This is a genomic window from uncultured Methylobacterium sp., assembly GCF_964251405.1.
Lineage (GTDB): Bacteria > Pseudomonadota > Alphaproteobacteria > Rhizobiales > Beijerinckiaceae > Methylobacterium.
The window spans coordinates 8,337-18,580 of the sequence record NZ_CAXUJR010000016.1; the positions used below are offsets into that span (position 1 = coordinate 8,337).

Here is a 10,244-nt window from a genome sequence, read left to right on the forward strand (position 1 = left end):
CGCGCTGGTAGGCGCCGAAGGCGATATCCGGGGCTTTGCTCGACGGCCCCGGCACGGCCCCGACCGCGCCGGGTGTGTAGGGCGTCGGCAGATCCTTGAGTGGTGCCACCTTGATCGTGCGGGGGCTCGCCGGCACCACGTCCTTCGGCGTCTCCCCCAGGGCCGGAGCTACCGAAGCGAGGGCGAGGCCCGCGACGACGACCTGCGCCAGCCTCACGAAGTCGGCTCCCGGGCGGCCAGGAGTGCCTGGACCGCGGCGAGATCGACGCCTTCGTCCATCCAGAGCGCACTCTCCAGGCCGAGAAACTCGGCCTCGGTCGTGGCCAGCTCTTCGAGCTGCGAAGCGGCATGCGCCACCGCGATGCAGGGCGTCTCGAAGATCTCGACCCACCACTGAGTCCGCGCCAGCACCGTTTCGGGCTCCGGCGCGACGCCGTCCGGGTACAGGCCGCCGAACATCACGTAATCGACCCCGGCTTCACCCGCCTCCATGGCGAGGTGCTTCGATTCGAGCCCCCCGGCCCCGAGGATGCGGCCGTCGGCGAGGCGTCCGCGCAGGTCGCGCAACGCGCCTTGCGCCGGCTTGTCGAGATGGACGCCGTCGGCGCCGCCGCGCGCTGCGACGCTGACGAGGTCGCCGGCATACCCGCCGCAGGCGACGAGGAAGGCCGCGCTCCTGTCCTCGCCCGCCGGCACGATCCGCTTGACGAGGTTGACGAGGCTGCGCTCGTCCGCGGGCGCTAGGCGAAGAATGACGGCCGCGACGTCGGCCGTTGCGCAGGCCCGCCGAACAGCCTCGACCAGGGCGTCGGCATGGCTCGCCTCCACCCCATGGGGGGTGAGCAGGGCGAGGCGGGTGCGCGGCTCGGTCATCGTGCGGCCTGGGTTTGCATCATGGCCGGGGCTTACCCGATCCTGGGATCGAGCGAGCCCTCGGCATAGCGCTTGGCCATCGAGGAGACCGAGACCGGGCGGATCTTGCCGCCCTGGCCGGCCGTGCCGAACTCCTCGAAGCGCTGGCGGCAGAGCTTCGTCATCGCCTCCATGGCGGGCTTGAGGTACTTGCGCGGATCGAACTCGGCCTTGTTCTCGGCGAGGATCCTCCGGATCTGCCCGGTCATCGCCATGCGGTTGTCGGTGTCGATGTTGATCTTGCGCACGCCGTGCTTGATGCCGCGCTGGATCTCCTCGACCGGCACGCCCCAGGTCGGCTTCATCTCGCCACCGTACTGGTTGATGATGTCCTGCAGGTCCTGCGGCACCGACGATGAGCCGTGCATGACGAGGTGCGTCGAAGGCAGGCGCCGGTGGATCTCCTCGATCACGTTCATGGCGAGCACGTCGCCGTCGGGCTGACGGGTGAACTTGTAGGCGCCGTGGCTGGTACCCATCGCCACCGCCAAGGCGTCGACCTTCGTGGCCTTGACGAACTTCACGGCCTCGTCCGGATCGGTGAGGAGCTGGTCGTGGCTGAGCACCCCTTCGGCGCCGTGGCCGTCCTCGGCCTCACCCTCGCCGCTCTCCAGGGAGCCGAGCACGCCGAGCTCGCCCTCGACCGACACGCCGGCCCAATGGGCCATCTCGGTGACCTTGCGGGTGATTTCGACGTTGTAGGCGTAGTCGGCCGGGGTCTTGCCGTCGGCCTTCAACGAGCCGTCCATCATCACCGACGTGAAGCCGTACTGGATGGCCGTGGCGCAGGTGGCCTCGTCGCTTCCGTGGTCGAGATGCATGCAGACGGGGATGTGCGGGTAGATCTCGACGAGGCCGTCGATGAGCTTGGCCAGCACGATGTCGTTGGCGTAGGCGCGCGCGCCCTTACTCGCCTGGAGGATGACGGGCGAGTCGGTGGCATCGGCCGCAGCCATGATGGCGAGGCCCTGTTCCATGTTGTTCATGTTGAAGGCCGGCACGCCGTATCCATGCTCGGCCGCGTGATCCAGGAGCTGCCTCAGGGTGATGCGTGCCATTGGTGTCTCCTCGATGCCAGCACCCCAAAAAGGCGCTCGAATAGTCAAACTCGGCCCCGCCATGTCATTCCGGGGCGCCGAAGGCGAGCCCGGAACCCAGACCCACAGGTATCGCAGACCTGAGAAGTGTCTGCGGTTCTGCGTTCCGGACCCTGCTACGCAGTCCCGGAATGACAGATCACAGTGCTCAGCTTCACCCCTTGACCCGCAACGCCTCGACGCCGGGCAGCACCTTGCCCTCGAGCCATTCGAGGAAAGCGCCGCCGGCGGTGGAGACGTAGGAAAAGTCGTCCGCCACGCCCGCATGGTTCAGTGCCGCCACCGTGTCGCCGCCGCCGGCGACCGAGACCAACTTGCCGGCCCGGGTGCGCTCGGCCGCATGACGGGCGGCGGCCACGGTGGCGGCGTCGAAGGGTGCCATCTCGAAGGCGCCGAGCGGTCCGTTCCAGACGAGCGTCCCGGCCTCGTCGATGGCCGCGTTGATCTCGGCGACCGAAGCCGGGCCGGCGTCGAGGATCATGCCCTGTGCCGACACGTCGTCGACGCCCACGGTCTCGTTCGAGGCATGGGCCTTGAACTCGGTGGCGACCACCGCATCCACCGGCAGGATGATCCGGCATCTGGCAGCCGCGGCGGCCTCGACGATGCGACGGGCCGTATCGGCGAGATCCTTCTCGCAGAGCGACTTGCCGACATCCTTGCCCTGTGCGTGCAGGAAGGTGTTGGCCATACCGCCGCCGATGACGAGCATGTCGACCTTGGTGACGAGGTTCTGCAACAGGTCGATCTTGGAGGAGACCTTGGCGCCGCCGACCAAGGCGATCACGGGGCGCGCCGGGGCTTCCAGTCCCTTGGTGAGCGCATCGAGCTCGGCCTGCATCAGCCGTCCGGCGAAGGCAGGAAGCACGTGGGCGAGGCCCTCGGTCGAAGCATGGGCGCGGTGGGCCGCAGAGAAGGCCTCGTTGACGTAGATATCGCCGCTCGCCGCCAGCGCCGCCACGAAGGCCGGGTCGTTCCCCTCCTCGCCCGCGTGGAAGCGGGTGTTCTCGAGAAGCAGGACCTCGCCGTCCTTGAGCAGGCCCACCGCTCCGGCCGCGGCCTCGCCGATGCAATCGGCCGCGAAGGCGACCGGACGGCCGAGATGCTCGGACAGGGTCGCGACGACGGGCTGAAGGGACTCGCGCGGCTCGCGTTTGCCCTTCGGTCGGCCGAAATGCGCCAGGAGCACCACGCGTCCGCCCTGGTCGGCTATTTCCCGGATGGTGGGGACGATCCGCTCGATCCGGGTCGCATCGGTGACGCGGCCGCCATCCATGGGAACGTTGAGGTCCACCCGCAGGAGCACCCGCTTGCCTTTGAGCGAGCCGGCATCGTCGAGGGTACGGAAAGCGGTCATCCTGGCCTTCTCGAACAAGGAGCGGTTGGCGCAACGACGCCGGTCAGACCGGGATCATCGCCTGGAGGTTCAGGCGCTGCGCAGCGATCATGAGCACGACGGTGAGCACCGCCGTGATGATGGCGGTGAGGACGAGGGCGCCGGCGCCGGGCAGGCGCTTGGTCCGGTCGGCGATCGCCCGGACCTCGCTGCGGAGCGCAGTGAGATCGGATTGGCGCGCGCTCTCGTTCATGCGCTGCGAGGCGCCCTCCACCTTCTCCTCCATCCGCGACAGCAGTGCTTCGGAGCGGGCGTATTTGTCCTCGATCCGCGCGCACTTGTCCTCGATCCGCGCGAGCTGGTCGCCGCTAGAGCCCGCCGGCAGGATCGTTTCGGCCTTGCCGACGACGGGGGGCGACCCCGTCTGCTGGCTCGCGGCGGCCCGGCTCTCGGGGACCGGCGCGGTCTCCGGGGGCCTCGCGCCTGGGATGAAGCTGGCTCCGGTCGACGGGGTCGGCGAGGTCTCTGTCATCTCAGGCGCACCATGCTGTCTTGCAGAACGAGTCCGGATTTCGGCCGGTGAGGCTCAGAGCAGCTTGCCCATGGCGACGGCCGTGTCGGCCATGCGGTTCGAGAACCCCCACTCGTTGTCGTACCAAGCGAGGATGCGCACGAAGGTGCCGTCCATCACCTTGGTCTGGTCCATGTGGAACGTCGAGGAATGCGGGTCGTGGTTGAAGTCGATCGAGACGTTGGGCGCGTCGGTATAGGCGAGGACGCCCTTCAGGGGACCGTCGGCCGCCGCCCTGATCGCCCCGTTGATCTCCTCGACCGAGGTCGCGCGCTTGGCCGTGAACACGAGGTCCACCGCCGAGACGTTCGGGGTCGGAACGCGGATCGAGGTTCCGTCGAGCTTGCCCTTCAGCTCCGGCAGCACGAGGCCGACCGCCTTGGCCGCTCCGGTGGAGGTCGGGATCATCGACAGGGCCGCGGCGCGAGCCCGGTAGAGATCCTTGTGCATCTGATCGAGGGACGGCTGGTCGTTGGTGTAGGAATGGATCGTGGTCATGAAGCCGCGCTCGATCCCGACGAGGTCGTGCAGGACCTTGGCGACGGGCACCAGGCAGTTGGTGGTGCAGGAGGCGTTCGAGATCACGAGGTGATCCGCGGTGAGCGCATGGTGGTTGATTCCGTAGACCACGGTGAGGTCGGCGCCGTCGGCGGGCGCCGAGACGATCACGCGCTTGGCGCCGGCATCGAGATGGGCCTTGGCCTTGTCGCGGCTCGTGAAGATGCCGGTGCATTCGAGCGCGATGTCGACGCCGAGTTCACGGTGGGGAAGCTCGGCCGGGTTGCGCACCGCCGTGACCTTGATGCGGTTGCCATCGATGACGATGCAGTCGCCGTCGACCTCGACCTTCGCGCCGAATCGGCCGTGGATGGAATCGAAGCGCAGCAGGTGCGCGTTCGTCTCGACGGGGCCGAGATCGTTGATCGCCACGACCTCGATGTCCTTGCGGCCGGCTTCGTGGATGGCGCGCAGCACGTTGCGGCCGATGCGTCCGAACCCATTGATGGCAACCTTGACCGTCACGGCCTCAATCCTTCTTCTGTCAGGGTGCCGGACGTCCGGTTTCCCCGTAACGCCCAAATCGGCGCGGCTGGGCCATTGGGCAAGACCTGGGGACAAGACCTCGGTGCCGAGAATTGACCCCGAGGACCCGGCACGCAATCGTCTCGATCTCGAGATCGCCCCTTCGCGCCGCGCTCGTGCTGAGCGATGTTACGTTTGAACCTGAGATGAACCGCGCCGGCTCCACTCGCGCCCACGACCGAAGGACGATCGCGTGGAGGCGCAGGCGGAGCCCGAGCGAGCCATGCCCCCTGAAAAGGACCTGTCCTCAGGCGAACGAGGGGTCCCCTACCATGGCGTCCAGGACTGGCAAAGGTTGGCGGGTGACGAACCTGCGCGAGAGTCAGGTTGATTTCGGGTCGCGACCGGTTCGACAATGCAGAATGACGACATCGCATGCGGCGGTCTTTGGGATAAAGGGAATATGAGCCGCTCTTCCGGACAGGGATTGGTTCGCCTTGAGGCGGCTCTGGCGCGTCTCGAACAGGCGGTGGCGCAGCGCTTCGAGGCGGAGCGCGCGCCGGGCGAGATCGAGACCGAGCTCGCGATCATGGGCGAGGACCGCGCGCGCCTCGGCGCCGAGCTCGATGCGGCCAGCGCGCGACTCGCCGCGGTGGAGGCCGCCACCGACGACGTCGGCCATCGCCTCGGCCGGGCGATCTCCGCCGTCGAGGGCGTCCTGCTGCGCCCGCGCCGCCATCCCGACCTCTGATCGACAGGCCTCCGGACCGCGATGCCACAGATCAACGTCACCATCGACGGCAAGAGCTACCGGATGGCCTGCGCCGAAGGCGAGGAGCCGCATCTCGCGGCCCTGGCCGAGAGCTTCGGCGGCCGTGTCGCGGAGATGCGCCGGGCATTCGGCGAGATCGGCGACATGCGCCTGCAGGTCATGGCGGCGCTCACGCAGGCCGACGACCTTCTCGACACCAAGCGCAAGCTCTCCGACCTCGAGGCCGAGGCCGAGGCGATGCGCCTTCGTCTGGCCGCCATCGATGCGGAACGCGCCGCCGAGGACGCGCTGGTCGAGGACGGCCTGAACCGCGCCGCGGATCGGATCACGCGGCTGTCCAACCTGTTGTCGGCGGGGTAACGACGAACCGAAGCGTCCCCTCGCGATGCCGGAGGTTCTGGTCCGCTGACAGGCCTCGATCGCCAGCGGAGCGACCTTCGAGATGACGGTGCCGCTACGGCCGGCGGATGGACGCTACAGACCCTTCGTGACCCGAGCCGATCCGCGACGGCGTGGGCAGGATCGTTCGATGGTTCGGCGTGAACACCGACATCTCCGATCAGGTCGCGGCAGGGACGGCGTTGCGCGCCGAGCCCGATTGCAGCCGGAACAGCTTGGAGGCGATGCGGGAGCGCACGATGCCGACCGCTTCGGCATGGTGTTGCGCGCCAACGGGGACAGGGCGTGGGCGCGTGACACGGCTTGATCGGGCCGGGTGATGAATTCGCGGCGAAAAACCGCCTGCTTCGCCATATGATGCGAGGCGCCCCTGGCGCTACGCCGCGGCCGACGCTACATGGGGTCGGCGGGGCTGCAGAGTGCGTCAGGAGCACTTTCCCCGGGGCCTTATCGACTCCCCCGGGAGCTGTCCCTGGCCTCGTCCCTGGACTTGGTCAACACGGCGCCCACCTACACTGTAGGTTTCCCGGGATCGATCCTCCAACGGCTCACGTGGCTCCGCACTCCTCTCCGACCTCTGGCCTCAAGGCCGACCTGCGTAATTCCGCCCTCGCTCGCCGAGACGCGCTCGATATCGAGTTGCGCCGCGAAGGCTCCGCACGCATCGCCGAGGACATCGCTGCCATCCCGGGTTTGGCACGGGCCGAGATCGTCGGCGCGTTCTGGCCGATCCGCAGCGAGGTCGATCCGCGTCCCCTGATCAGGCATTTGTTCGACCGCGGACAGCGGGTCGCCCTGCCTAAGGTGACCCCCTCCGGACTGGTGTTCCGCGAGTGGAAGGCCGGCGAAGCCCTGGTTCGGGGCAGCTTCGGCCTCAGCGAGCCGCGCGACGACCTCCCGCCCCTGGATCCGACCGCGCTGATCGTGCCGCTCGCGGCGTTCGACCGGCGCGGCCATCGCATCGGCTACGGGCGAGGCTATTACGACCAGGCGATCGCGCGCCTGAGCCTCAACGGTCCGGTGCTGACGATCGGCGTCGCGTTCTCGGTCCAGGAGATCGACGAGGTGCCGGCGGAATCACACGACCAGCCCGTCGACCATCTCGTCACCGAGGCCGGTCCCGTTTCCCTCGTCCGGACCTGAAGGCTCGACCTCATGCGCCTCCTCTTCCTCGGCGACGTCGTCGGGCGCCCGGGCCGCAACGTCGTCGCCGACAAGCTCCCGCGCCTGCGCGAGCACTGGCGCCTCGACTGCGTCGTGGTCAACGGCGAGAACGCCGCCGGCGGCTTCGGCATCACCGAGGCGATCTGCGACGAACTTCTCGGGGCCGGCGCCGATGCGGTGACGCTCGGCAACCATTCCTTCGACCAGCGCGAAGCCCTCGTCTTCATCGCGCGCCAGACCCGCCTCGTGCGGCCGGCCAACTACCCGCCGGGCACGCCGGGGCGCGGGGCAACGGTGGTCGAGACCCGCGCGGGCGCGCGCGTCCTCGTCCTCAACGTGATGGGGCGGATCTACCTCGATGCCCTCGACGATCCCTTCGCGTCGGCCGAGCGCGAGCTGTCGGCCTGCCCGCTCGGCGAGGTCGCGGACGCGGTGATCGTCGACGTCCATGCCGAGGCGACGAGCGAGAAGCAGGCCTTCGGATACTTCCTCGACGGCCGGGCCAGCCTCGTCGTCGGCACCCACACCCACACGCCGACCTCGGACCACCGCATCCTGCCCGGCGGCACCGCCTATCTGTCGGATGCCGGCATGTGCGGCGACTACGATTCCATTCTCGGCATGCAGAAGGACGAGCCCCTGCGCCGTTTCCTGCAGAAGACGCCCGGCGCCCGCCTGGAGGCGGCGCAGGGCGAGGGCACGCTGTGCGGCATCGCCGTCGAGACCGACGACGTCACCGGGCTGGCGAGGCGGGTGGCGCCGGTGAGGCTCGGGCCGCATCTTGAGGAAACCTGGCCACACGACTGGGATTAGGGTGCCCTCTCCCAGGTTGGTTTGCGCAGAGCGAGCGGCGCGGGCTTGATCGCCGAAGGGCGTGGCGCCAATGTGCGGCCGCAATCGCCCAACGTAGCGGCCATGGGCGCTGCCCGGCGCGGAGGGCTGCCTTGGCCTTCGCCAGGGAGGCCCGGATCTCGAAGAAGAGCCTCGACCCGATGGCGACCCCTCCCGCGTCCACCGCCGAACCGCTGGTGAAGCCCGGCATCTACCTGATCCGGATGCTGGTCTTCCTGATCCTCGTCGGCTTCCTCGCCTTCGTCCTTTTCAAGCAGATCACTCCGGCCTTCCTGGCCAACCCCGGCCTCAACGGGCTCATCCTCGGGGTGCTGCTCATCGCCGTCCTTCTGGCCTTCGGGCAGGTGCTGCGGCTCTATCGCGAGACCGGCTACGTCAACGCGGTAGCGACCGGCGCGACGCCGGCCAAAGCGCCCTCGCTCCTCGCCCACATGGCGCCGGTGATCAAGGCGCGGCGCGAGGGCCGCAGCCTGCCCGGCCTGCGCGCGTTCCTCGACACCACCGCGGCGCGGCTCGACGAGGGCCGTGAGATCCTGCGCTACGTCGCCGGCCTCCTGATCCTGCTCGGGCTGCTCGGCACCTTCTGGGGCCTGATCGATACCCTGAGCGCCGTCGGTTCGGTGATCCGCACCATGCGCGGCGGCGGCGAGGCCGGCGCGATGTTCGACGAGTTGAAGAACGGTCTCGCGGTGCCCTTGAGCGGCATCGGGCTCGCCTTCTCGGCGTCGCTGTTCGGGCTCGGGAGCTCGCTGATCATCGGCTTCCTCGACCTGCAGGCCGGCCAGGCCCATGCCCGCTTCCACAACGACCTCGAGGATTGGCTCGTCTCGGGCGAACCCGAGGGGACGGTCGTCGCGCCGCAGATCGCCAGCCAGGTCCCGGCCTCGGCCAAGGAGCTGACGGAGGCCGTGGAGCGCCTCACCGCCGTCGTCGCCGAGGGCGCCAACGGCCGGGTGGCCACGCAGGCGATGACCAACCTCGCGGAGGGCATCCAGGGCCTCGTCCAGCACATGCGCGCCGAGCAGCAGATGATCCGCGATTGGGTCGAGGCGCAGGCGAGCCGCGAGCGCGAGCTGAAGCAGGTGCTGGATCGCCTCGGCCGCGAGCGCGCCTGATGGCCTCGCTGCGCACGCGGCGCGACCGAAGCCTCAACGTCTGGCCCGGCTACGTCGACGCCCTGGCGACGCTGCTGCTCGCCGTCGTCTTCCTGCTGACGATCTTCGTGGTCGGGCAGTTCTTCCTGTCCCAGGAGATCACGGGACGGGATTCCGTCCTCAACCGGCTGACCCGCCAGATCGCCGATCTGACGGACCTCCTCGCCCTGGAACGCTCGACGAAGCGCGCGCAGGAGGAGAACGCCGCGAACCTGCGCAGCACGCTGCTGGCGACCGAGGCCGACCGCAGCCGGCTCCAGGTCCTGGCCGAGAGCGCCCAGGGCACCGGCTCCCGCGCGGGCGAGCTCGACAAGCAGATCGCGGTGGAGCGTGCCAACACCAATCGGGCGCTGTCGCAGGTCGACCTCCTCAACGAGCAGATCGCCGCCATGCGCCGGCAGCTCGCCGCCCTCGAGGACGCGCTGTCGGCTTCGGAGAACCGCGACAGGGAGAGCCAGGCCCGCATCGCGGATCTCGGAAGCCGCCTCAACGTAGCGCTGGCGCAGCGGGTGCAGGAGCTGGCGCGCTACCGCTCCGACTTCTTCGGGCGCCTGCGCCAGATCCTCGGTAACCGACCCGACATCCGCATCGTCGGCGACCGCTTCGTGCTGCAATCCGAGGTGCTGTTCCCGGCGGGATCGGCCACCTTGAAACCTGAGGCCGCGCCCGAGATCGACCGCATCGCGGTCGCGATCCTCGACCTCACCCGCCAGATCCCCGCCGACATCCCGTGGGTCCTGCGCATTGACGGGCATACGGATGCCCGCCCGATCGCGAGCTCCCAGTTCCCGTCGAACTGGTCGCTGTCGGCGGCCCGCGCCATCGCGGTGGTGCAGTACATGGCGGGCAAGGGCATCCCGCCCCAGCGCCTGCTCGCCGCCGCCTTCGGCGAGTTCCAGCCGCTGGAGGCGGGATCGAGCGAGGAATCCTATTCCCGCAACCGTCGGATCGAGCTCAAGCTGAC

11 protein-coding genes, 1 other RNA gene and 1 pseudogene are annotated in these 10,244 nt (G+C 69.0%); 7 read left to right on the forward strand and 6 right to left on the reverse strand.

Annotation, left to right across the window (positions count from 1 at the left end):
* The 6 genes and pseudogenes from ACFE7U_RS04945 to gap all read right to left on the reverse strand — a co-directional run.
* A pseudogene (locus tag ACFE7U_RS04945) lies at window positions 1-217 on the reverse strand (sel1 repeat family protein); the annotation flags it as partial.
* Window positions 214-873, reverse strand: coding sequence for a thiamine phosphate synthase (locus ACFE7U_RS04950; protein ID WP_375408623.1), 660 nt, complete (start codon window positions 871-873; stop codon window positions 214-216). The pseudogene ACFE7U_RS04945 and the gene ACFE7U_RS04950, both read right to left, overlap by 4 nt.
* A 32-nt stretch (window positions 874-905) precedes the next feature.
* On the reverse strand, window positions 906-1,970 hold the full coding sequence (fba, locus tag ACFE7U_RS04955) for a class II fructose-bisphosphate aldolase (protein WP_375408624.1): 1,065 nt from the start codon (window positions 1,968-1,970) through the stop codon (window positions 906-908).
* A 193-nt stretch (window positions 1,971-2,163) separates the two neighbouring features.
* A complete protein-coding gene (locus tag ACFE7U_RS04960; protein WP_375408625.1) occupies window positions 2,164-3,366 on the reverse strand; it encodes a phosphoglycerate kinase in 1,203 nt (400 codons plus the stop codon).
* 43 nt (window positions 3,367-3,409) lie between these two features.
* A complete protein-coding gene (locus ACFE7U_RS04965) occupies window positions 3,410-3,877 on the reverse strand; it encodes a hypothetical protein (protein WP_375408626.1) in 468 nt (155 codons plus the stop codon).
* 54 nt (window positions 3,878-3,931) lie between these two features.
* The gene (gap, locus tag ACFE7U_RS04970; protein WP_375408627.1) at window positions 3,932-4,939 is read right to left on the reverse strand and encodes a type I glyceraldehyde-3-phosphate dehydrogenase; all 1,008 of its coding nucleotides are present in this window, start codon (window positions 4,937-4,939) and stop codon (window positions 3,932-3,934) included.
* 463 nt (window positions 4,940-5,402) lie between these two features.
* Here gap and ACFE7U_RS04975 point away from each other — a divergent pair, with 463 nt between their 5' ends.
* The 7 genes from ACFE7U_RS04975 to ACFE7U_RS05005 form a co-directional block, all read left to right on the forward strand.
* Window positions 5,403-5,690 carry a DUF4164 domain-containing protein gene (locus tag ACFE7U_RS04975; RefSeq protein ID WP_375408628.1) on the forward strand — a complete coding sequence of 96 codons (288 nt, stop codon included), beginning with the start codon at window positions 5,403-5,405 and terminating at the stop codon, window positions 5,688-5,690.
* A gap of 21 nt (window positions 5,691-5,711) precedes the next feature.
* Window positions 5,712-6,071 carry a cell division protein ZapA gene (locus ACFE7U_RS04980; RefSeq protein WP_375408629.1) on the forward strand — a complete coding sequence of 120 codons (360 nt, stop codon included), beginning with the start codon at window positions 5,712-5,714 and terminating at the stop codon, window positions 6,069-6,071.
* A gap of 445 nt (window positions 6,072-6,516) precedes the next feature.
* A non-coding RNA gene (gene ssrS, locus ACFE7U_RS04985) (6S RNA) lies at window positions 6,517-6,673 on the forward strand.
* Window positions 6,663-7,253 (forward strand): 5-formyltetrahydrofolate cyclo-ligase, encoded by a 591-nt coding sequence (locus ACFE7U_RS04990; protein WP_375408630.1) that lies wholly within the window; start codon window positions 6,663-6,665, stop codon window positions 7,251-7,253. Before ssrS ends, ACFE7U_RS04990 begins: the two co-directional genes overlap by 11 nt.
* A gap of 12 nt (window positions 7,254-7,265) precedes the next feature.
* Window positions 7,266-8,087, forward strand: coding sequence for a TIGR00282 family metallophosphoesterase (locus tag ACFE7U_RS04995; protein WP_375408631.1), 822 nt, complete (start codon window positions 7,266-7,268; stop codon window positions 8,085-8,087).
* 179 nt (window positions 8,088-8,266) lie between these two features.
* The gene (locus ACFE7U_RS05000; RefSeq protein ID WP_375408663.1) at window positions 8,267-9,241 is read left to right on the forward strand and encodes a MotA/TolQ/ExbB proton channel family protein; all 975 of its coding nucleotides are present in this window, start codon (window positions 8,267-8,269) and stop codon (window positions 9,239-9,241) included.
* Window positions 9,241-10,244 (forward strand): peptidoglycan -binding protein (locus ACFE7U_RS05005; protein ID WP_375408632.1); only part of this gene is annotated, 1,004 nt, incomplete at its 3' end. The genes ACFE7U_RS05000 and ACFE7U_RS05005, both read left to right, overlap by 1 nt.

Excerpts from the sequence above, each read along its gene's own strand:
- ACFE7U_RS05000 (WP_375408663.1), top strand. The coding sequence starts at position 8,267 with ATGGCGACCCCTCCCGCGTCCACCGCCGAACCGCTGGTGAAGCCCGGC.
- fba (WP_375408624.1), bottom strand. The coding sequence starts at position 1,970 with ATGGCACGCATCACCCTGAGGCAGCTCCTGGATCACGCGGCCGAGCAT.
- ACFE7U_RS04965 (WP_375408626.1), bottom strand. The coding sequence starts at position 3,877 with ATGACAGAGACCTCGCCGACCCCGTCGACCGGAGCCAGCTTCATCCCA.
- ACFE7U_RS04980 (WP_375408629.1), top strand. The coding sequence starts at position 5,712 with ATGCCACAGATCAACGTCACCATCGACGGCAAGAGCTACCGGATGGCC.
- ACFE7U_RS04995 (WP_375408631.1), top strand. The coding sequence starts at position 7,266 with ATGCGCCTCCTCTTCCTCGGCGACGTCGTCGGGCGCCCGGGCCGCAAC.
- ACFE7U_RS04975 (WP_375408628.1), top strand. The coding sequence starts at position 5,403 with ATGAGCCGCTCTTCCGGACAGGGATTGGTTCGCCTTGAGGCGGCTCTG.
- ACFE7U_RS04950 (WP_375408623.1), bottom strand. The coding sequence starts at position 873 with ATGACCGAGCCGCGCACCCGCCTCGCCCTGCTCACCCCCCATGGGGTG.
- ACFE7U_RS04960 (WP_375408625.1), bottom strand. The coding sequence starts at position 3,366 with ATGACCGCTTTCCGTACCCTCGACGATGCCGGCTCGCTCAAAGGCAAG.